Annotated in this window: 14 protein-coding genes; 9 read left to right on the top strand and 5 right to left on the bottom strand. The window is 41.2% G+C overall.

The genetic code is table 11. The features are described 5' to 3' along the window. The first annotated feature begins 2 nt into the window (after positions 1-2). On the top strand, positions 3-1,382 hold the full coding sequence (locus NH153_RS17445) for an AmpG family muropeptide MFS transporter (protein ID WP_063706283.1): 1,380 nt from the start codon (positions 3-5) through the stop codon (positions 1,380-1,382). Between the two features lie 118 nt (positions 1,383-1,500). Here NH153_RS17445 and NH153_RS17440 read toward each other — a convergent pair whose 3' ends face one another. The 4 genes from NH153_RS17440 to erpA all read right to left on the bottom strand — a co-directional run bounded on the left by NH153_RS17440 (position 1,501) and on the right by erpA (position 6,884). Further along, positions 1,501-1,740, bottom strand: coding sequence for a helix-turn-helix domain-containing protein (locus tag NH153_RS17440; RefSeq protein WP_054562310.1), 240 nt, complete (start codon positions 1,738-1,740; stop codon positions 1,501-1,503). Between the two features lie 532 nt (positions 1,741-2,272). Next, a complete protein-coding gene (locus NH153_RS17435) occupies positions 2,273-5,347 on the bottom strand; it encodes an efflux RND transporter permease subunit (RefSeq protein ID WP_063706281.1) in 3,075 nt (1,024 codons plus the stop codon). 2 nt (positions 5,348-5,349) lie between these two features. Beyond that, positions 5,350-6,441 carry an efflux RND transporter periplasmic adaptor subunit gene (locus tag NH153_RS17430; protein ID WP_063706279.1) on the bottom strand — a complete coding sequence of 364 codons (1,092 nt, stop codon included), beginning with the start codon at positions 6,439-6,441 and terminating at the stop codon, positions 5,350-5,352. A 104-nt stretch (positions 6,442-6,545) separates the two neighbouring features. Beyond that, positions 6,546-6,884 (bottom strand): iron-sulfur cluster insertion protein ErpA, encoded by a 339-nt coding sequence (gene erpA, locus NH153_RS17425; RefSeq protein ID WP_036966451.1) that lies wholly within the window; start codon positions 6,882-6,884, stop codon positions 6,546-6,548. 180 nt (positions 6,885-7,064) lie between these two features. Between erpA and NH153_RS17420 the strand changes: the two genes are divergently transcribed. The 8 genes from NH153_RS17420 (at position 7,065) to NH153_RS17385 (ending at position 20,972) form a co-directional block, all read left to right on the top strand. Next, a complete protein-coding gene (locus NH153_RS17420) occupies positions 7,065-9,440 on the top strand; it encodes a diguanylate cyclase domain-containing protein (RefSeq protein WP_082874101.1) in 2,376 nt (791 codons plus the stop codon). 71 nt (positions 9,441-9,511) lie between these two features. Beyond that, positions 9,512-10,843: a transporter substrate-binding domain-containing protein gene (locus tag NH153_RS17415; protein ID WP_063706277.1), complete on the top strand. Its 1,332-nt coding sequence runs from the start codon at positions 9,512-9,514 to the stop codon at positions 10,841-10,843. A gap of 99 nt (positions 10,844-10,942) precedes the next feature. After that, a complete protein-coding gene (locus NH153_RS17410; RefSeq protein WP_063706275.1) occupies positions 10,943-12,625 on the top strand; it encodes a chloride channel protein in 1,683 nt (560 codons plus the stop codon). Between the two features lie 20 nt (positions 12,626-12,645). Next, entirely contained in the window at positions 12,646-13,080 is a 435-nt protein-coding gene (locus NH153_RS17405) for a CopD family protein (RefSeq protein ID WP_063706273.1), read from the top strand. Between the two features lie 104 nt (positions 13,081-13,184). Further along, positions 13,185-14,201 carry an aspartate carbamoyltransferase gene (locus NH153_RS17400; RefSeq protein ID WP_063706271.1) on the top strand — a complete coding sequence of 339 codons (1,017 nt, stop codon included), beginning with the start codon at positions 13,185-13,187 and terminating at the stop codon, positions 14,199-14,201. Positions 14,202-14,273: 72 nt separating this feature from the next. Beyond that, positions 14,274-15,554: a glutamate-1-semialdehyde 2,1-aminomutase gene (gene hemL, locus NH153_RS17395; RefSeq protein ID WP_063706269.1), complete on the top strand. Its 1,281-nt coding sequence runs from the start codon at positions 14,274-14,276 to the stop codon at positions 15,552-15,554. 490 nt (positions 15,555-16,044) lie between these two features. Next, entirely contained in the window at positions 16,045-18,972 is a 2,928-nt protein-coding gene (locus NH153_RS17390) for a TonB-dependent receptor (protein WP_063706267.1), read from the top strand. 344 nt (positions 18,973-19,316) lie between these two features. After that, positions 19,317-20,972: a methyl-accepting chemotaxis protein gene (locus NH153_RS17385; RefSeq protein WP_167350248.1), complete on the top strand. Its 1,656-nt coding sequence runs from the start codon at positions 19,317-19,319 to the stop codon at positions 20,970-20,972. Here the strand turns inward: NH153_RS17385 and mrcB are convergent. Then, entirely contained in the window at positions 20,956-23,280 is a 2,325-nt protein-coding gene (gene mrcB / locus NH153_RS17380) for a penicillin-binding protein 1B (RefSeq protein WP_063706262.1), read from the bottom strand. The two genes, NH153_RS17385 and mrcB, sit on opposite strands and share 17 nt — an antisense overlap. Positions 23,281-23,348: the final 68 nt, after the last annotated feature.

Below are 23,348 nucleotides of genomic sequence, written 5' to 3'. Positions count from 1 at the left end.
CTATGACAAAAACCCTTTCTATTTCAGAGTATTTCTCGTACTTCAAAGATAAACGTTTAATCAATATATTTATCTTTGGTATCAGCAGCGGCTTTCCTTGGGTATTGATTGGCTCTGTTATGTCGGCTTGGCTAAAAGATGAAGGGCTAAGCCGCAGCATGATAGGGTTATTTGGCATCGTGTTTGGCGCGTATAGCATTAACTTTTTATGGTCACCGCTTGTTGACCGTGTAAAGTTACCTGTTTTGTTTAACTGGCTTGGCCAGCGCCGTAGCTGGATTTTACTTTGTCAGTCAGTTATTTTTATTGGCACCTTTTCACTTGCAGGGCTCGATATTAAAGCTAACCTCTGGTTTGCTGCCGCGCTGTGTTTAGTTATTGCAATCGCTTCTGCGACTCAAGATATTGCTATTGATGCATTTCGTATTGATACTTTGGCCGAAAATGAAAGCCATAAAGCCACCGCAGCGGCTGCAATGGCCACCTCCGGTTGGTGGAGCGGCTACGCCCTATTGGGTGCCCTGCCATTTTATATGGCTGACATTCCTTCCATTGATTGGCCGCAAGTTTACTTTTTCTTATCTGTAGTGATGCTGCTATTAATGAGCAGCGTATTTTGGGCAAAAGAGCCCGAATCAAATCGCGATGCTGTACAAGCAGAGCTTGAGCAAACCTATCAACAAAAGCTGGCTGGAAGTACGCAGACTCGCTTTGCTAAAGTTATTGCTTGGCTTGCTGTGACCGTTTTTGACCCTTTCAGAACCTTCTTCGCCCGCAATGGCGTAAAAACAGCATTAGCTTTATTAGCCTTTATTTTCTTATTTAAAATCGGTGAAGCGTTTTTAGGGCGAATGTCTATCGTGTTTTATAAAGAAGTGGGCTTTTCAAATAGCGATATTGCGACCTTCTCCAAAGTGGGTACTGCAGTACTCACCATTGCTTTTACTTTTCTAGGAAGCTTATTCAATCAACGCTATGGTATTGTTAAAGGCTTATTTATTAGTGGTATTGCGATGGCAGCCTCAAACTTAGCCTTTGCTTGGATTGCGATTGCAGGTCCTAAACTAAGCTTGTACGCGTTTGCTATTATCGTTGATGGTTTTACTCAAGCTTGGTCACTGGTTGCCATGGTGGCGTTTATATCAATGCTATGCGACAGAGCATTTAGTGCAACCCACTATGCGCTACTTGCTTCGTTAGGTAATTTAGGTAGGACGTTACTTTCAAGCTACAGCGGCGTCGTTATTGATGACTGGTTGGGGGGAAACTGGGCGATGTTCTTTGTACTAACTGCATTGATGGTGATCCCATCACTGGTATTTTTATTCTTAATTCGCCATAAGCTTTATGCGTTAGAAAACAACTATCATCAAAATAATTAACAAATTTGATACGTATGTGATTAAAGTGAGGAAAATGCAAGGGAGGGACTTTAAATAGCGCTTCCTTGCACTATTTGTATTACTTTAAAAGCGGCGTTTCACTTTTAGTAATGAATAATTAAGCGTCTTTAAGTAAGTTAAGACCTTCGTATGGGTCAACTTCTAAAGCATCGCAATAACGCATGAATTCAATTACATCTAAACGACGTTCTTGGTTTTCAATTTTACCAATGAAAGAATGTGGCGTACCTAAAACCTGTGCAAGGCTACGCATTGTGTGACCTTTTTCATGACGCTTAGTTTTAAGCCATTTCGTTAATTTCGAGTTTTCTTCAGAAGAAACTGTTTTACCCATCATAAAATACATCTCCTACTAGATGATTCAAGTTAATAATTTAAGAGTGAAATTTGCCCGTCTCACTCTTGGACACATTATATACTAATAATTTTCAGTTTGAATGATTAATTATACAAATGTCCACCTTTTAGGTATGGACCGTTTTAGTATACAAGTCTAAGTGTAGCTAAAATTAAAGCATGTGCTCTATAGTTAACTGGTTAACTGGTTAACTGTACCAAAAAATTGATCAATTGGAAGTCTAACAAGATGAAAGTATCACTTTAAAATCTGCATATTTATGCTTAAAGTGTATGTAAATACTGAAAAAGGTTAAGAAATGTTTCGTATATTATTTTTGTTGCCAATTGTACTATGTGTCGCATGGTACCTATTTTTAAAACAAAATCGTGTACCAATTAAGCAAGGCAAGAAAGGGTTTGTGTATATTTTAATCGCCTCTGCGTTAGTTTTAGGCTTCTTTTTACTGATGATTAAAGTGACCCAACACTAGGGTCACTCATTTTTAATTAATCAGTAACGAATTTACCGATTACCGACGACGGTCTCGCAGCATTAACAAACAAGGCGTAAGTACCAGTGTTAATACTGTGGCAAATGTTAAACCACCCGCAACGGCTGTTGCCAATTGCACCCACCACTGAGTAGATGGCGCACCAAAATCAATATGACGGTTAAATAAGTCAATATTCACTTGCAGTACCATCGGCATTAATCCCAAAATGGTGGTCACAGTCGTTAACAATACTGGCCTTAAACGCTGAGCACCCGTTCGTAAAATCGCATCTTTTGCTGCCAGACCTTGGTTACGTAAAACATTATAAGTATCAATCAGTACTATATTGTTATTAACCACAATACCGGCAAGCGAGATAACCCCAATGCCCGACATCACGATACCAAACGGTTGCTGTAATACGATTAAGCCCAAGAATACACCCACAGTTGAAAACAGCACGGCACTTAAAATCAAAAATGCCTGATAGAAGCTATTAAATTGTGTCACCAAAATGATACCCATCACAAACAGAGCAACCACAAAAGCCTGTTCAAGGAAGGCTTCTGATTCATCTTGATCTTCGGTTTCACCGCGCACTTTAATTTTCACGCGCGGGTCTAACCCTTGCTCTTCTAACTGCGCTTGTAAGCGCGGCAACGCTTTGGCAAGTTGTTCACCCGGCTTCATGTCTGCATTAACGGTTACAACGCGCTGAGAATCAACACGGCGGATAGTATCCACTTTAGGAGCTGCTTGGCGCTCAACAAAATGACTAATTGGCACTTGTCCGTGTATGGTTTTTACACGTAACGTTTCAAGACGCCCTAAATCTCGCTTGTCATGAGGAAAGCGTACGCGAATATCAATCTCGTCATCAACATCATCGGGGCGGTATTCCCCTAGTTTTAAACCATTAGTAATAAGCTGAACATTCGCCCCTAGCATACTGGCATCCGCACCAAAACGAGCCGCATCCGAACGATTCAATTTAAGTTGCCACTCAATGCCCGGTTTTGAAGCACTATCATCAACATTTCGAAACGCGCCATCATTTTCGATGGCTTGCCTTACTCGCTTTGCTTCACTATTAAGCACATCAACAAACCGAGAGCTCAGCTCAATACTTAGCGCTTTACCACCACCGGGGCCATTTTCATCTTTACGAAGTTCAATTTCGACACCGGCATAACTTGCCGTGATTTCGTTAACTTGGCTGATTATATCTTCGGCAGGTGGACGCTCATCCCAGTCTTTTAGATTCATTCTAAACGTGCCTACCTGATCTTTACCGCCAGTACGAGCATACAAAGTTTTAATACCTTCCACTTTTAAAATGCGTGACTCAATGTCTTTCATAATCACGTCTTTTTCAAATATAGATAAGTCACTGTAAGAACGTACTTTGATATTAACGCCATTTGGCTCAACATCAGGAAAGAACTCAACGCCTAGCTTAGAGACAGCAAATGCAAAGAATACCAAAATAGAAAACACGATTGCAGCAGCTAGGCTCCACCAAGGGCGCTCTGTTGCATAATCAAGCACTCGAATATAACGCCCAAGCATCCCTTTGATTTGCGTTAAATCGCCGGACTCTGCTAACTCTAAATCCTGTTTTTGCTGTTCAGAGAGCGGCCGTGACTTTCCTATTAATCCACCAATAGTTGGCACAAACACCAATGCCATAAGTAATGACGCAGACAAGGTGGCAATAAGCGTAATCGGCAAGTATTTCATAAACTCGCCCATCATTCCCGGCCAAAATATCAATGGTGCAAAGGCCGCTAATGTCGTTGCCGTAGAAGCGATGATTGGCCACGCCATGCGCTCAGCAGCCAATTTATAAGCAGCCTTGCGTGGTTTGCCTTCACTCATTGCTCTATCTGCAAACTCACTAACAACAATTGCGCCATCCACCAGCATACCGACAGCCATGATGAGTGCAAAAAGCACCACGATATTCACCGTTAAACCAAACACAGAGATCACTAAAATCCCGGTTAAGAATGAGCCCGGAATGGCAATCCCCACTAAGAAGGCGGTGCGCGCGCCAAGTACCGCCACAATAACGATAACCACCAACAATACAGCAGACAGCACATTATTTTGCAGATCAGAGAGCATCATTTTCACGTCTTTTGACATGTCGCCGGTGTAATCAACTCGTATATGATCAGGCCAAATTTTCTTGGCCTCATTCACCACTTTTTTAACTTGATCGACCGTATCAATAATATTTTCGCCAGCACGTTTTTTTACTTCCAGCGAAACCGCGTGGCGGCCATTAATACGTGCGATTGAGGTTGGGTCTTTATACGCTCGACGAATTTTTGCTACGTCCATAAAACGCACCACTCTATCGCCAACGACTTTCACCGGTTGCTCCATCACATCTTGAATTGTCTCAAATACCGATGGGATTTTTACAGCAAAGCGTCCTTTACCAGTATCGAGTGTCCCTGCAGCAACTAAGCGGTTGTTATTTGATAGCAGTTGAATGATGTCACTCGGTTCAAGACCATAAGAAATCATCGCAAGTGGATCGACCTCAATTTCGACCATATCTTCGCGGTCACCACCTACATCAACTTCTAATACGCTAGAAATGCTTTCTAGTTCATCTTTAAGATTACGGGCAAGAGTGAGTAAACCTCGCTCTGGCGCATCACCTGACAAGGTTAATGTAATGGTTGGCTGCTCATCTTCCATCAAGATTTCATGAACTTCTGGCTCTTCTGATTCAGAAGGCAGTTTTGCCTTAGCTAAACTAACTTTATCTCGTACATCAGCTAAGGCTTCTTTTGGGTCCATACCCGCGATAAACTCAAGGGTCACAGAGGCATGCCCTTCACTTGCCACCGCTGACATTTCTTTTACGCCTTCAATCGAGCGGAGCTCAATCTCCATTGGCCTAACTAATAGCCGCTCAGCATCTTCAGGGGAAATACCGTCATGAATAATCGACACATAAATAAAAGGAATGGTGACATCAGGATTCGCTTCTTTAGGGATGGTTTGATATGTCACCCAGCCCGAGATCAGCAACAAGATGAAAATAGATAAAACTGTACGCGTGTGAGTCAACGACGCTTCGATTAAGTTTTTCATACCTAGTTGCTCGTTGCTTCAGTAAACACAGGCTCAACTTTGTCACCGGCACGCACAAAGCCTTGACCAAGGGTAATAACATTCGCTTTCTCACCTAAGCCCCAAAGCCAAACGCCTTGCTCTGTGGTTTTTGCAAGACTTACTGATTTAAACTCAACAATATTGTCGTCATTAACGACTTTTACCCCGATATTCCCTTGTTCGTCTAGCGCCATAAAAGCCGGGCTTAATAACATGGCAGGTTCAGTTGGCAACTCAATATTAAGCTGAGTAGAAAAGCCTGCTTTATATTTCATACCTGGGTTTTCAAATGCCGCTTCAATACGAAATGTATTCGTGCTGTCATCCGCAACAGATGCAATGTAACGAATTCGACCCGGATAGGTTTTGTCATTTAAAACATGAGCAAAAGTAGCCTGTCCAACTTCTAAGCCTTGTACTTCTTTTTGAGTCGCATCGGCTCTGACAATTAACGGGTCTAAATCAGCAAGCTGTAAAATAGGGTCGCCTATGCCAACATAATCACCAATTTCGACTAAACGTTTGTTGATAACGCCATCAAAAGCAGCACGCACCTCTGTACGCTCTAGTTTTAATTCAAGGCTTACCAAGGTTGCTTTTGCTTGTTGCAACATTGCTTGTGCTTGCATGGTCAATACTTTGTTTTGTAAACCTTGCTGATTAAGTTTAAGCGCGCCTTCGTATTCAGTTTGATACTGTGCAACTAAGGCTTCTGCTGATGTGATTTGAGCGGCTAAATCTGATTTATCGAGGCGTAAAATAACCTGTTCTTGTTTAACAAACTGACCTTCTTCAACCAATATTTCGAGTACTTGTCCTGCTTGCCTTGCGCTAATATTCGCTATTTTGTCAGGCTCTGATTTACCATAAAAGGTCAGGTTTTTATTAATATTCTTAGCAACCAACGGCATCACTTGAACTTTAGGTAATCGCTCTTGGGCATGCTCATCACTTTGCTGTGCTTTTTGATCTGCTTTGCTATCCCCAGATAGCATCCACAGTACAATCACCAAAACAATGGCAATGGCTAAAATATAAGGTTTTTTTTCTATTGTTTTAATTATATTTGGCAACGCAAAATTCCTTCTGATAATGCGTAAAATTTAGCAAAGGCGGGATGTTATGGGAAGTTAAAGCAATAAAAAAGCCACATTAAGTGGCTTTCATAAATAATTCATTAAACGCTGAAGCTGGCTCCGCAACCACAGGTTGTTGTTGCGTTAGGGTTATTAACAAAAAAGCGTGCGCCTTCGAGCCCTTCAGTATAGTCAACGGTACCATCGACCAAGTACTGAATACTCATAGGGTCAACAACGAGCGTTACACCATTTTTAACAATTTCTAAATCGCCAGGGTTAGCTTTTTCATCAAAAGTAAAACCATATTGGAAACCTGAGCAACCACCACCTGTTACATAAACACGTAGTTTAAGATCTGGATTCTCTTCTTCTTCGATTAACTGTTTAACTCGAACAGCTGCTGCATCGCTGAACTTGATTGGTAACTCATCTGACATACCAAAACCCTCAAAACCTATAATGGTTGCAATTATCTAATACCCGAGTGTTTTAATCAAGTATCGACAACGAGTCAACTCAATTATAAACAAGCGAACTGGATAACCCATTTGCCTTGGACTAAAGTTAATTTGTACTACATTTAGACTGGCGTGATTTTGCACTGAGGGAAGATAATTGTGATAGAGCATTTCAGGCTGCATTTTATAACTGATCAATTAAGCAGTGCGCAGGTCATTCCGGCTGAATACGATTTACTCCTTGTGTTTGCTTCTATTCTTACAGCCGTATTTGCTTCGTATATTTCTTTTTTATTATCAGCTCGCATCAAACACTCCTATCTAAAAAATGAAAGTCAGATCTGGACCATCATGGCGTCGTGTTTTTTAGGTATAGGTATTTGGGGTATGCATTTTGTTGGCATGCTTGCCTACAACTTACCCATCCCGATTGAATACAACATTAGCATTACCTTGATATCAATTTTGCCAAGTGTCTTTGCCAGTTACATCGTCCTATCACCAGCACTACAAACCGACAAAGGGCTACTTTTTAGAAGTGTGCTAATGGGCGCTGGCATTGGCTCGATGCACTTTGTTGGCATGATGGCGATGGTTATGCCTGCCAATATGGCTTATGAGCCTTGGTTATTCTCGTTATCGATTATAGTAGCGGTTGTGTTGTCAGGCCTTGCATTAAAAATTAACGAACTAAGACTTACCAAAGGGGTTCATCAAACACGGATGAATCTAGTTGTTGCCTTGGTAATGGGCAGTGCAATTTCAGGAATGCATTACATCGGTATGATTTCGATGTCGGTTTTTGAAACTGAATACACCACCTATGTTACAACTCACGACTACTCGACGTTAGCACAACTTATTATCATTATACTGGTGGCATTAAGCCTGTTTGTATTGGGTGTTGTTGAGCTCAGAGCAAGGAGCTTATTATCAGCGAAATTAAAAGCTGTACTAAATACCGTACAAGATGTGGTTATTAGCTTTAATAATGAAGGAAAAATTGAATTTGCAAACCCCGCTGCAATCCATGTATTTGGTTATCAGCCGCATGATTTAATAGGCAAGCATATTCGTACCCTAATCCCTGAAAAATCGTTAGAACTGGATGAGATTCTTCGAGACTCACAGCTTAGCAAAAGGACGGCAGGAAAAAGTAGCAGTCGACTCTTAAAAGGACAACGATCGAATAAAAAACGTTTTCCTATTACGTTAACCATCAGCTCTATTGGTAAAAAAGAGTCAGGACCTTATGTGGCGACGATAAAAGATTTGTCTGATATTCGAAACCAAGAGGCCTTCACGCAAACCATTTTCGATAATTTACCCATCATGTTGTTTGTTAAAGATGCTGAGCATTTAACATTTAGCCATGTCAACAAAGCCGGCGAACAATTACTTGGCAAAAATAAAGACCAACTTATTGGGCTCAATGACTTTGATATTTTCAGTAATGAGCAAGCAGTGAGCTTCGTGCAAACTGACCGCGATGTATTGAAAAGTGATGAGACCCTTACTATAGAGGAAAAGCCAGTTACTATTGATGGCAATACCCATTACTTAAGAACACGAAAACTCACCATTAAAGACAGTAATGGTAAAGCGCAGTATTTATTGGACGTTTCTGAAGATGTCACTGAACTAAAACAAGCTAAAACCGAGCTTGAAAACTTACACCAACGCATGGCCATGGCCGCTGATGCGGCCCATATTGGTATTTGGGAGTGGAACTTTGAAACCAATGAACTGATTTGGGATGACTGGATGCACACCTTATTTGAAATCCCAAAATCAGAATTTAAAGGGGACTATTCAGCTTGGGCAAATAGCTTGCACCCAGATGAATATGAAGACGTGACAAACAAGCTAAAACTCGCAATTTTAAATGGCGAAGAGTTTCATGCTGAGTTTCAAATTGTTTTACCTTCTGGCAAAACTCGCTATATCAACGCCGATGGACGAATATACGGCAACCGTATGATTGGCGTTAATTTCGATATCACGAAACGTGTTATGGCAGAGAAAAAAATTAGGCAATTAGCGCAAACAGATCACCTAACAGGTTTAGCGAATCGCAGCGCCCTTGAGCGATTTATCAAGCAAGAGTTTGCGCGAGTGGAACGAACTGGCTCTAAAGTTGGCTGCCTGTATTTTGACCTTGATAAATTTAAGCCAATTAACGATACCCACGGTCATGCCACAGGAGACAAAGTACTGGTAGAGGTTGCCAAACGTCTGCAAGACACCGCTCGCAAGACCGATTGCGTTGCTCGCATTGGTGGTGATGAGTTTGTGGTTATTGTGACCGACATAGAGAACCAAGTACAAATAAACCGTGCACTATCACGTTTGATCTGCGCAATTAAGGCGCCGATAAAATCAGAGTGTGGTGACTTGCTTGTTGAGGCAAGTGTTGGCTTTGCCCTTTACCCCGACGATGCCCAATCATTTGATGAGTTGCTAAGCATGGCCGATAAACGTATGTATGACCAAAAACATCACTGCTTTAGCTGTAATGTTATTAGCTGCAAATAAGCAAAGAAAAAATGCTATTAAGTTTAAATTAGACGTATACTTATTAAACAATTAATGATAATTCTGTTTCCATGCTTACTCGAATTTTTCCTCTTATCGTACTTGTTTTCAGCTCATTTGCAGTTGCCAATGCTACGTACCAAGAAACATGGAAAATTACCTCTTTAGAAGCCCCTCCTTATGCAAGTAGTACAATGGCAAATGGCGGCGATGCCATTGCATTATTAAGAGATACGCTTGCTAAAAAATCGATAAACCTTGAGGTTGAATATTTACCTTGGCAAGATGCAATAAAAAAAGCCCAGTTAACTGGCTACCTAGGCTATTACCCTGCTTGGCCCTCTGAAATGATGCCCGGGTTTGTTGCCTCACCCACTATTTTAAATTCTCAATTAGCCGTCATTACCACCCAATCTAACCCACAAGATTTTGAAAATATTGAGCAGCTTTTTAGTGAAAATAAAGTCGGCGTTGTTGAGCCTTATATCTATCCAGATGTGGTTGAAAAAGTGATTCAATCCTATGCAGGTAGCATAGTACAAACAGCAAACGATGAAGAACTATTTCACTTGATGCAAACTAAGCAGATTAATTTTGCGATTACTGCACCAAAAGTACTTAACTATTTTGCTGAGCAGCAAAACCTACCAGAGCCCAAAATAGTGAGTCAATTTACCGACTTCCCATTAGTGATTGGCATACGTAATGACGCTGAAAACAAAGCTAAAATTGCCTTACTTAATGATTTATTTGCCGCTAAACAATCTTTAGTGCAAAACTACTCTCGACCAAATAAGTTGTTACTAACCTATATAGACATACCGCGAATAGCCCCTTTTAAAGCGTTTATTGAACAGGTTTATAATGATTTAAATATCAAAACTCAAATGCAAGCAACGCCATCCCGCAGAGGTGTGTTATTACTTAATGCAGGCATTGTTGATGGCGATATCGTGCGTTCAAAAAGCAACCTTAAAAAGTTCGAGAATGTTATTGTCGTAGAACCAAGCCTTGGTATTATCAACTTGGTGCTCCTATGTAGAAAATCGCTGCCATGCGATCGGGATAACTTATACGACCCTCGCAATCGGGTTATGAGTTCGATTGGTGATGTCGAAATCCTCAACGAATTTGATATAAAAGCTGAGATCATGCACAACGAAGATTTAAGTCACACGCTTACCATGCTAAAAAAAGGCCGTGTTGATTACGCTCTCTATCCTGCGCTCAATAATGATATCAATACCTATAAAAAAGACTTCTCTGTGGTTGTATTAAGGCAAATGGCTGTTAATACCATTATTCATAAAAAACACGCCCCGCTTGTAGATGAATTATCCAACGCCATTCGTGCCCGCTTACCTGAATTAACACAGCAAATTAATCAACACGGCACAGATTAGCTATATTTACCCAAAAAGCGGATAAAATTATAAAATCCCAACGACTTAGTGAATTTGATTTGCTAAACTGCGGCTCAAAAGTGCTGTGAGGAAATATGCATGTGGCTTGAGAGACTGAGACGTCGCCTAGCAAAGCCTAAAACATCTGTGCAATTGTGCTTACTTGGTGTAAGTGCAGGACTAATTGCGGCAGTGTTAATCATATTCTTCCGCCTTACCATCATGTTTTTTCAAAGCTTATTTTTAGATAAGCCAGATGACTTCACAACATTACCGACCTTTGAGCGAATATTACTTCCAGTTGGTGCAGCGCTGTTAATTGCCTTATTTGCGGCGCTTACAGGATTTAAACATTATCGTTTGGGTATTCCGTTTGTAATCCACCGCATTAAAAAACACTATGGCCATATGCCGCTTTACAACACGGTAAACCAATTTGTCGGTGGTGCATTAGCCCTTATTAGTGGTTTTTCGGTCGGTCGAGAAGGCCCATCAGTACACATGGGTGCAACAGGTGCCAGTTTATTGGCCGATAAGTTACATCTTCCACACAATGCCATGCGTACCCTCACTGGATGCGGTGTAGCAGCCGGGATTGCGGCTTCATTTAACACCCCACTTGCTGCCGTTATTTTTGTAATGGAGGTAGTGCTCAGGGAATATAAAGTGCATATTTTCGTGCCCATTATGCTCGCTGCGGTTACCGGTGCATTAGCAACTCAATTTGTATTTGGTGATGCTTCAGAGCTTGCCCTTATAACCATGAATCCATTGAGTGGCTGGCATTACCCATTTTTAATCATATTTGGTATGGCACTTGGTGCTGTTGCTTATGCATTTAACCAAAACTTGATGCTTATAATCCGCACCTTTAAACCGCTAAGTATGTTCCCTCGTCTATTGCTGGCAGGTTTAATCGCGGGCTTAATTGCTTATATGGTTCCCCATGCGATGGGCTCGGGTATGAGCGCTATCACTATTGCCATTGAATCACCAGATGATGTGCAGTTTTTAACAACCATTTTGATTGCCAAATTACTCGCCACCTTATTTGCTATTGGCTTGGGTATCCCTGGCGGGATTATCGGCCCAGTCATTGGGCTTGGGGTATTAATGGGCACCTTAATGGCCTTTTTCGCGCAGTTTATTAGTCCGGGCGTTGATATCACAGGGACTTATAGCATGCTTGGCATGGCGGGATTATTGGCTGCCACATTGCACGCACCACTAGCAGCACTCACTACGGTTATGGAGTTAACCTCAAGCCCAGAGATTATTGTGCCAGCCATGTTGGTGATTTCAACGGCTTATGTCACGGCGTTGCAGTTTTTTGGTAACCGCTCTATTTTTATGCAACAACTCGATTTCCAAGGGCTTGAATATCAAATATCCCCTGCCACAGAAGCCTTACAAAAAGTAGGTGTGATGGATGAAATGGATGAGCAGTTCAAACTACTCTACAGTGACGACAAACAACAAATCAAAAAATCGCTCGATGCCCTTGATAGCCAAACACCGCTTATTGTCCATGACGAAGAAAATGGCTATCGCCTTGCAGAATATGATTTAAGTTTGATGTCTGACCAAAACAGTAACATCAAATATGTCAGCCTTGCCGGTCTTAGCAGCCAGGCGACTTTAGCCGATGCTTTTGATTTACTTAAAGATAAACGCAGCGGTGCGGTGTATATTTACAACCTGCTTGATAACCAACAAATTATGGGTCTTTTGCGTTGGGACCAAATCAGACATATCCTTACCATACGCAACAGCTTGTTATAACAATTAAAATGGATGCTTAAATGACTGCGCTATTAGTTTATAAAACCTTCCACGTATTTTTTATGATTGCTTGGTTTGCCGGTATTTTTTACCTGCCACGACTGTTTGTTTACCACGCGATGAGCGAAGAAAAAGCCTGTAACTCAATGCTAAAAGTAATGGAGCGCCGTTTACTGTATTTTGTCACCCCGTTTGCCGTTTTAACACTGGTGTTTGGCGTTTTAACTATTGTTGAATATGGCCGTGATTGGTTTAGATACAGTATGTGGCTGCACTACAAACTCGTATTAGTAATTATTCTTTATATCTATCATGGCTACTGCTTTAAATTACTGGCTGATTTTAAGCATGATCGCAATAAACGCAGCGATCGTTTTTACCGTATTTTTAATGAAGTTCCGGTACTCATCCTTTTAGCTATAGTGGCACTGGCAATTATTAAACCTAACTTATAATTTGCTGCTGTGTACGCTAAAAATTTGCTATAGTACTGCGCAAATTTATGCGGCCTCCCATACCGAGTGCCAGCGCCCTATAAATGTGATTAGGAACAAACCCCATGCTAAGTTTCCAAGGTGAAAATATCCTGTCGGTCAATCAGCTTGATCGAGATTGTATTGAACGTATTTTTGCAGTTGCTAAGAAAATGGAGCCTTATGCTAAAAAGCAAAAGCGCACCAATGTTTTAGAGGGCGCAATTTTAGCGAACTTGTTCTTTGAACCAAGCACGCGTACTCGCGTAAGTTTTGGTACGGCATTTAACTTACTAGGTGGTTTAGTCCGCGAAACAACAGGCATGCAAAGCTCAGCGCTTGCAAAAGGTGAGTCTTTGTATGACACCGCTCGCGTTATCTCAGCGTATGCAGATGCAGTCGCAATGCGCCACCCTGACGCAGGCTCTGTTGCTGAGTTTGCCACCGGGTGTGACGTGCCAGTGATTAATGGCGGTGACGGCCCGAATGAGCACCCAACTCAAGCCTTACTTGACTTATTAACGATTGAACGTGAACTTGGCCGTTTCAACCAAGGTATCGACGGTATGCATATTGCCTTAGTGGGTGATTTAAAATATGGCCGTACTGTGCACTCTTTATCTAAATTACTGTGTCATTATAAAGACGTTAAATTCTCTATGGTGGCACCTGATGGCTTACAAATGCCAGACTACATTTTAGATGCCGTTGATAACGCAGGCCATAAAATTCAAGTTGTTGATAAAATGGAAGGCAATTTGGCGGCCGATATTGTGTATCAAACCCGTATCCAAGAAGAGCGCTTCCCTTCACAAGAAGAAGCTAACAAATACCGTGGTGGTTTCCGTATCAGTCAGGCTATTTACAACGCACACTGTAAGCCAAACTCTGTATTGATGCACCCACTCCCTCGTGACAGCCGTTTAGAGGCAAACGAGCTTGATAACGATTTAAATAGCAACGACAACCTAGCAATTTTCCGCCAAGTACAAAATGGCGTGTTAATTCGCATGGCGTTGTTTGCTCTAACCTTAGATGTTGCTGACAAAGTTGAGCAATATGAAGTCGACGTGCCTTGGTTTAGCCGTAAACGTAATAGCTAACTTGCTTCGTTTGGGGCTCGTTGAGCCCTCGCAAACCAACTCATTTAACGTGACAACCTAATAGGACTATTCATGACAATTAGCCAAGATCTTTTTAATCGCGCGCAAGAATCAATCCCAGGCGGTGTTAACTCACCAGTTCGTGCCTTCAATGGCGTTGGCGGTACTCCTTTATTCATCACTAAAGCAGAAGGCCCTTTTACCTTTGATGCTGATGGTAACCGTTATATCGATTACGTTGGTTCATGGGGACCAATGATCATGGGTCATAACCACCCTGCCATTAAACAAGCGGTATTAGAAGCCGTTGAAAATGGCCTAAGCTATGGTGCGCCAACCGAAACTGAAATCTTAATGGCCGAAAAAGTAAAAGAGCTAGTACCATCTATCGAAAAAGTTCGTATGGTAAGCTCAGGGACTGAAGCTACAATGAGTGCGATTCGCTTAGCACGTGGTTTCACTGGCCGTGACAAAATCTTAAAGTTTGAAGGCTGTTACCACGGTCATGCTGACTCACTACTAGTAAAAGCAGGCTCAGGCGCACTGACTATGGGTGTACCTAACTCACCAGGTATTCCTGAAGATTTTGCTAAGCACACCTTAACTGTGTCGTTTAACAACCTTGATGAAGTAAAAGCAATTTTTGCAAAATACGCTGACGAAATCGCTTGTATCATCGTTGAGCCAGTTGCTGGCAACATGAACTGTATTCCACCTGTACCAGGCTTCTTAGAAGGTCTGCGTGAGGTGTGTGATGAATACAAATCTGTGCTTATTTTTGATGAAGTAATGACAGGTTTCCGTGTTGCCTTAGGTGGCGCACAAGCTTACTACAACATCAAACCAGACCTAACGTGTTTAGGTAAAGTAATCGGTGGCGGTATGCCAGTGGGTGCATTTGGCGGTAAGAAAGAAATCATGGATTTCATCGCACCTGTTGGCCCTGTTTATCAAGCGGGTACATTATCAGGCAACCCAATTGCCATGGCAGCAGGCTTAAAGTCACTTGAGCTATTATGTGCTGAAGGTTTACACGATGAACTAGAAGCTAAAAGTAAAGCAATTTGTGAAGGCTTTGAAGCCGCTGCGAAAAAAGCAGGCATTGCACTTACAACAAACTATGCAGGTGGTATGTACGGCTTCTTCTTTACTGATAAAGAAAAAGTAACTAGCTACCAACAAGCGACTGAGTGTGATTTAGAGCGCTTCAAAAAGTTCTTCCACTTAATGCTTGAAGAAGGAGTTTACCTAGCTCCTTCAGCGTTTGAAGCTGGCTTTGTGTGCGCTGAACACTCTGAAAAAGAGATCAACGACACCATTGCAGCTGCAGAGCGCGCATTCGCGAAGCTTTAATCTAAAAAATAAAATAGGTCACTTTAATCGGTGGCCTATTCTTCGATGCCCCAAAATATAATATAAATACATCCCCACCGGAAAATAAAAATCAATAAAATATTACAATTAAAACATTATTTATACATAGCAAGTATATCATTGGTGCATTTTTATTTTCATTGTAACTAAAACACACATAAAACCATCCCAACTCACTGTTTTAAAATAAATAAACCTAGAATTAAGAAATACTTAAGAAAATTACATATAATTACATTTGTTTTATTTTTGTATATAAAACCAATTTAAATACCAATTTAGATCGTTCCAAGCCGTTTTTATGTTGTTTTATCGCATTTATAATATAAATAATTGATCAGTATGTTCCTAATGTGTTACCAATTTGTTTCACCCTTTATTTGAAGGTAAAAACCTTAGAAAAATAAATGCAAGGTGTGAAGGTTATTAACAAATAACAACAAATCTAAAATTTCACAGGGAAAGCTCAATGAAAAACAACTTTTCAAAAACATTTAAGCGTTCGTTTACAGCTGCTGCTGTTGCGATGACCTTAAGTGCAGCTATGCCAGCCATGGCTGACAATGTTAATGGGGCAATCAAAGGTAATCTCATAACTCAGTCTGGCGTTTCTTTAGCAGGCGCAACAATCACTATTACCGATAAAACTAAAGGTTATGAAAAAACTCTCATTGCAGATGCAAATGGTCAGTTCAACCTTAACCAAGTGCCTGTAGGTAAGTACAACGTAACAGTGTCACAGGCTGGTTTTGAAAAAGCGCAGATCAACGATGTAATTATCGGTGTCGGTAAAACTGCACTTCTCGAAATACCATTAGTTGAAGGTAATATTGAACGTATTGCAGTTGTTGGTGGCGCAGTTCGAGCTGTTGATGTTTCTGTTACTGAATCATCATTGAACATTAGCTCAGAAGAGCTTGAATTATTACCAGTCGCTCGCTCACTAACATCGGTTGCTTTACTAGCACCGGGTGCAACTGAAGGTGATAGCCGATTTGGCGATCAAGCATCTTTTGGAGGCTCATCTGTTGCTGAAAATGCTTATTACGTAAATGGTCTGAATATGACTAACTTCCGTAATGGCTTGGGTGGCGCGACAATCCCATTCTCTGCATATGATAGTTTCCAAGTAAAAACGGGTGGTTATTCATCTGAGTTTGGTCGAACTACAGGTGGCCTAATCTCTGCCGTAACAAAATCAGGTACTAATGATTTTCACTTTGGTGTTGAATCAATTTACTCGCCTGATTCATTGCGAGAGCAATCACCAAATTCAGTTTACTTACAAAATGATCGTTGTGAAGATGCTGATGGGCACTGTATTGGTGATTTATATGTAAACAACCAAGATGACTATGTAAACTCATTTGAAACAAACATTTATGCATCTGGTGCGTTAATTGAAGATACGCTTTTCTTCTATGGGATTTATACCTTCCGAGATAATGAAGAAGAATACGGTAACGCTTCTCAAACTTCTCTAACAAAAGAAAAAGATGATGACCCTTACTATCTAGCCCGTATTGACTGGAACATTAATGAGGATCATCAATTAATGCTTTGGGGTTTTAGTGATGAACGCACATACTCTGAAAGCACAATCGAAGACCCGAATGGTACTGGTAACTACACATTAGATGGCGGTACAGCTTATCACAAGCGCGGTGGTGAAAGTTTTGCAGTACGTTATACAGGTAATCTGACTGATGACTTAAGCGTGTCTGCTATGTACGGTGAAGTTAAATTCTCAGAAACTGATTACTCAGACTTTGATGACTGCCCTACCGGCTATGACGCGGACTTAGGTGTTGATACTACTTGTTATGTAAACTTCACCGTAGGCTCTAATGAAGATAAACGAGAGCAATTGCGTGTTGACTTTGATTGGTACTTAAATGATGAGCATACATTAAGATTTGGTTATGACTCAGAAACCAATACATCAAATGCAACTACGATTAACTCTGGTGGTGTTTACTATTATTACAGAACATACGAAGAAGGTGCTCGTCTTCCTAATGGCTATGTCCTGCCGGAAGAAATGAAAACAACTCGTGTTCGTGACTATAAGAATGGCGGTGAATTCGAAGTTGAAAACTGGGCGATTTATATTGAAGACCAATGGGCTGTTACTGATACCCTAACACTAACTTTAGGTCTACGTAATGACAGCTTCACAAACTACAACGCGGATGGCGATGAGTTTGTTTCTATAGACAACCAGATTGCTCCAAGGTTAGGTGCATCTTGGGATATTAACGGTGATGGCGATAGTAAATTATTCGTTACCGCAGGTCGCTATTATTTACCAGTTGCTGCAAATACCAATATTCGTCTTGCTGGTGCTGAAACATATATTCAAACTTGGTACGAGTATGAAGGTCTTAATCCTGACGGTACTCCTGTAGGTTTGAGCAATCAATTAGGTGATATCGCTATTTCAAATGGTGGTGACGGTACTGCAAAAGCATCAAATACCTTAGCAGATAAAGATCTTGAGCCAATGTACAATGATGAAATTATTGTTGGTTATCAGGCGGCTATAAATGATGATTGGTCTTGGAGCATCAAAGGTACATACCGCACACTGGGCAATCAAATTGATGATGGCTCATATATCTTTACTGATGAAGATGGAGAGTACCTTGGTGAAAACTGGTTCTTATTTAACCCAGGTAATGGTGCAACATTTAACTTCGACCTAGATGGTGACGGTGTAACTGAAGAGTATAGCTTCACGGCTGAAGAGCTAGGTTATCCAGATGCGAAGCGTCGTTACGCTGCTGTTGACCTTTCAATTGAGAAGAGCTGGGATAAAGTTTGGTCATTAAAAGCCCTTTACACTTGGTCTCATAACTACGGTAACACAGAAGGGTTTGTTAAATCTGATAATGGTCAAGATGATGCAGGTTTAACACAAGACTGGGATTACCCTTATCTAATGGATGGTGCTAACGGTAACTTACCAGCGGACCGTCGTCACAATATTAAAGTTTACGGTGCATATGCAGTTACTGAAGACTTCTTAATAGGTGCAAACTTAAATGTTGCTTCAGGTCGTCCTTGGACAGCGTTAGGTGCAGGGTATACACCAGACCCAGACAAATATTCTTATGGCGACACCTATTATGTAGGCGATCAACGCTACCCTCGCGGCAGCATGGGAACAACTCCCTGGACAGCTCGATTAGATCTTAACTTTACGTACAACTTGCATTTCAATGATCAAAAAGTACGCTTCGCATTAGATATTTTCAATGTATTTGATGCATCTACAGCAACTCGTTATGACGAAGTTGCTGAAGTGGCGGCTGGTGATGACAGTGCAACATTTGGCTTAGCGCAAAGTTATCAATCTCCTCGTCGAGTCCAACTATCTGCTTCTTACGACTTTTAATTTCCATTAAATTAGTAAGAAAAGCAATGACTCTAAAAGCCTCTTTTTGAGGCTTTTATTTTAATAACAACCATTACAACAATCACTTTCTAACATTTTTGAATAATATATGCCCTAAACTCGGTCTATCTAGTTTCGACTGACAATGTTTCGAGGCAACTGTGAATAGGCTAATTACACCTGCTGTTAATTTAATGGCGCAACTTAAGTACAAACACAAAATAACTTTACTATTTGGTTTATTGGTTTTCCCACTTTGCCTTAGCTTGTTTTTCTTAATAAGCCTTTTAAATCAAAATATTAAAATTTCACAACAACAGTACAAAGGAATTACGAGTTACCGTTTGCTGTTGACACATGTTGTCGATAACAATCAACAAGCAATGCAGAGCTCAGCGCAGCAACTTGGGTATTTAAAAAATGCTAACAATACTGGCAATATTCTGGAGCAAGTATCAATTGAGTCACAATTAGCAGTCAGTCAAAATTTAGCAATCAATTATTTAAATCGCACCCTTGTCACTCACTTACCTGACATAATCTATCACCTGAATGAAACCTATCAGAGCACTGAGCAAGTACTAAAACAGGGCCAGTTCACACCTGCAAGTTTTATTACTTTATCCAATCAAATTAAAGCGCTACCGCAACTATCATCGCAATTTAAAGATGCGTTCACGATTGCAATTGAACAAGATAGTAACTTAAAAGAGCAGCTTTCCCCTGCTGCTGAGGCACTCATTGAAAACATAACTCAGTTCTCACAACAGATAACTCAGAAGCTGCTCGAGCCAGATACGATTGAATTGAGCCAAGCACAATTTTTAAGTTTAAAAACCAGCTTAAAAGAAAGCATTGAGCGCTATATAGCAACCACTGAACCCACTCTTATGCGCATCATCAGCGACAAGTTAAGCCAGCAGCAATTCATACTGTATCTAGTTATTGCAGCTGCTCTTTTGTCTTTGATGATTGCCAGTTACTTAATGCTTGGCTTTTATCGGCTCGTTGTTGATACATTAGATCTGTTTTCTAAAACGGCTAACCGCGCAGCACAAGGTGATATATCAGCACGCTTAAACGTAACGGGACATGATGAACTAACCACAATTGGTAAAGAATTTAATCATGTACTGGCATCATTTACTTTAATGGTGAATGAAGTTAGACACACAACAAATAGTGTCATAGCAACAACGAATAGCGTTACGAATCATTCGGAAAAAACGAATCAAGATGTGCAAATACAACAGCAAAGAGTTACCACGATTAGCCAATCGTTATCTGAAATGAATCAAGCAGCAGAGCATGTTGAAGTGTCTGCATCACAAGCCATTGAGTTAGCCTCGTCAGCCGCTAAGCAAGTGCAAAAAGGGGCAGATGAAAGTGCACACTTAGCCACACATATGAGCCTTTTACAGCAGGAGTTTAACGAGGGTCTTGCCGCTTTAGCTTTACTAGCGAAAGATAGCCAAGCGATTAGCAGCGTGAGTAATGGTATTAATGAAATTGCCGAGCAAACTAACCTACTTGCATTGAATGCAGCTATTGAAGCAGCCAGAGCCGGTGAGCAAGGCCGTGGCTTTGCCGTAGTCGCAGATGAGGTAAGAACACTTGCAAAACGCACTCAGCAGCAAACTCATGAGATCCATCAAATAATTAATTCGCTACAGGGGGCAACAAAACTCACCCAAGATAAAATGCAAGCAAGTGTACAGAAGATGGAGCAAGGTTCACAAAGCGCTGAGCACACTAAAGATAACTTATTAGCTGTCGCAGCATCAATGTCTGATATTGGCATGCAAGGAAAACAAATTGCAGTGCAAGTCAGCCAGCAAGGCACTGCCATTCAAAACGCTTTACACCACGCTGAAGATGTCAGAGATCTTGCCAAAGATACTGAGAAAAGTGCACTAATGGCAATGGATAGCGTACAAAATTTAGCTCAACTTTGTGTTGAGCTAAATAATTCAATGGCCAAGTTTAACGCTGACAATTAGGTCTAGGCTCAAACTCGCTTGCACGAATGGGGAGCTGCACCACTTTGCCACAACCCGGAGGCGCTTGCAGGCCGGTTTCTTCATTAATGAATGCCCAACGAATAGAAGCCGGACGAGTATCTGCTATGGCTTCAGGGTTGAGTGGTTTAAGGTAACGAATGTAAGCTTCTAGTGCGCCAACACTGCCAGTTAAACCTGTGCTCTTGTTATCGTCGCGGCCAATCCATGCAACGGTCACGGTGTTTTGGTCAAAACCGGCAAACCAGCTATCGCGTAATTCGTTACTAGTGCCTGTTTTACCAGCAAGCTGAATCGATGGGAAATGAGCATTTAGGCGTTTAGCCGTGCCATCTTTAGTCACGCGCTTCATTGCATACTTCGTCATGTAAATTGATGCATCATCAAAGCGTTTTTGTGAGCTGACATCATGCTTATAAAGCACTTTACCTACTGAGTCTGTAAGGGCTGAAATAGACGTTAATTCACGGTACTGACCATCTGCGGCAAGGGTTGTATAAAGCTGCGCTACTTCAAAGCTAGATAGCTCAAGTGCACCTAAAAGTAACGACGGGTATTGATCAATACGTCCTTCTACACCTAAACGCTTCAAGGTATCAGCGACTTTATCTACACCAACATCAAGACCCGTGTTAACCGCAGGAATATTAATACTGTTACTAAATGCTTTATAAAGAGGCATAGGGCCGCGGAACTGCTTGTCGAAGTTCTCAGGTTGCCACACTTTACCCTGCTCATTAGTCACTTGCAGCGGTGAGTCATCCACCAATGTGGCAACATTAAACTGACCACTTTCAAACGCAGTTAAATAAACCGCAGGCTTAACCAATGAGCCAATATTACGTTTGGTATCAAGCACACGGTTAAAACCAAAATAACGCACGTCACGGCCTGCAACTAACGCCGATACCCCACCCTTTTCAACGTTAACAGAGATCATCGCCGCCTCAAGTTCTTCGGTATTAGGGCGCTTTTCAAGGTATGGTAGGCTTGCTTCAACCGACTCTTCCATGGCCGTTTGCTTTTGTAAATCAAAATAGGTGAATACTCGAACCCCCGCATCCAACACTTGTTGATCGGGTAATAGACGTTTTAACTCACGGTCAACAAGCTCTAAGTAACCAGGATATGACTTTTGCAGGCTGTCTTTCATTGGTGCAATATCAATAGGGCGCTTTAATGCTGCGCGATATTCACGGGTATCAATTAGCTTATTTTCAACCATTAAACGTAGTACTAGATCACGGCGTTCCATTGCACGTTCACTATAACGACGCGGGTTGTAATATGAAGGACCTTTAACCATAGCCACTAATAGCGCAATTTGGTCGTATTCAAGCTCATCCACAGGCTTTGAAAAATAAAACTCAGCGGCAAGACCCATACCGTGAACACCTTGATTGTAAGACTGACCCAAATACACTTCATTCAGATAGGCTTCTAAAATTTCATCTTTGCTGTAGCGGTAATCTAATATCAAGGCGATAAGCGCTTCATTAAACTTACGCACCAGTGAACGCTCACGGGTAAGGTATATATTCTTTGCTAATTGCTGGGTTAATGTACTGCCCCCTTGCACTGTACGTCCGGCTTTAATATTACTGTATAAAGCACGCATAATTGACCACACAGATACACCATGGTGTTGATAGAAATTACGATCTTCAACCACCAGTAAAGTGTCCTTTAGCATCGGCGGAAATTTATCAAGCGGCACAAACTCGCGGTCTTGCTTTGAGTCATTACCAATACGAGCTATTTGAACAGGCTCTAATCGAGCATTATTTAAACGACGGCCAAATTTATCTTTGATGGTTGCTAATTTCTGCCCTGAAAAACGCAGCTCAATAACGTGTGCATCCTCAAGGCCATCATAAAACTCAAATTCACGACGGTACACTTTAATACTGTTAGCAGATTTAACATACTGACCTGTTCGGCTTAGCTTATTTACAGATGAGTAATTTAAACGGTTTAGCTCCCAAATGACCTCTTGCTGAGATAAATACTGCCCAGGATAAAAGCTCATTGCACGGGCATATACTTGTGCGGGTAACTGCCATTTGTTGCCTTCAAATTGGCGAGTAATTTTTGCATCCAAATAAATAAGATACAGCACCATGGCAATAATGACTGCCATCGTTAATTTCCAAAAAATTGACCAAAGTTTTCGTAGCACACCCGCTTTCGCTGGTGCTTGCGATGAGCTTGAACGTTTAGCGGTAGTATTTTTTGACGACGCCTTCGGTTTACTAGACGACTTTTTTGCAGGAGTTTTTTTATCAGCCATTGAGTTCGCTATAGGTCAGTTAATTTTACAGGATTACACCGTGAATAGCGTAATGTTAACACCTGTAA

It is taken from the genome of Pseudoalteromonas gelatinilytica (assembly GCF_001641615.1).
GTDB classification, from domain to species: Bacteria; Pseudomonadota; Gammaproteobacteria; order Enterobacterales; family Alteromonadaceae; genus Pseudoalteromonas; species Pseudoalteromonas gelatinilytica.
Note: the sequence above shows the minus strand (reverse complement) of the source record. Positions and strands in the feature narration are given on the sequence as shown.

Bases quoted from the DNA above. Each gene is read 5' to 3' on its own strand.
- NH153_RS17445 (WP_063706283.1), top strand. From the start codon at position 3: ATGACAAAAACCCTTTCTATTTCAGAGTATTTCTCGTACTTCAAAGAT.
- NH153_RS17440 (WP_054562310.1), bottom strand. From the start codon at position 1,740: ATGATGGGTAAAACAGTTTCTTCTGAAGAAAACTCGAAATTAACGAAA.
- NH153_RS17435 (WP_063706281.1), bottom strand. From the start codon at position 5,347: ATGAAAAACTTAATCGAAGCGTCGTTGACTCACACGCGTACAGTTTTA.
- erpA (WP_036966451.1), bottom strand. From the start codon at position 6,884: ATGTCAGATGAGTTACCAATCAAGTTCAGCGATGCAGCAGCTGTTCGA.
- NH153_RS17415 (WP_063706277.1), top strand. From the start codon at position 9,512: ATGCTTACTCGAATTTTTCCTCTTATCGTACTTGTTTTCAGCTCATTT.
- NH153_RS17410 (WP_063706275.1), top strand. From the start codon at position 10,943: ATGTGGCTTGAGAGACTGAGACGTCGCCTAGCAAAGCCTAAAACATCT.
- NH153_RS17405 (WP_063706273.1), top strand. From the start codon at position 12,646: ATGACTGCGCTATTAGTTTATAAAACCTTCCACGTATTTTTTATGATT.
- NH153_RS17400 (WP_063706271.1), top strand. From the start codon at position 13,185: ATGCTAAGTTTCCAAGGTGAAAATATCCTGTCGGTCAATCAGCTTGAT.
- hemL (WP_063706269.1), top strand. From the start codon at position 14,274: ATGACAATTAGCCAAGATCTTTTTAATCGCGCGCAAGAATCAATCCCA.
- NH153_RS17390 (WP_063706267.1), top strand. From the start codon at position 16,045: ATGAAAAACAACTTTTCAAAAACATTTAAGCGTTCGTTTACAGCTGCT.
- mrcB (WP_063706262.1), bottom strand. From the start codon at position 23,280: ATGGCTGATAAAAAAACTCCTGCAAAAAAGTCGTCTAGTAAACCGAAG.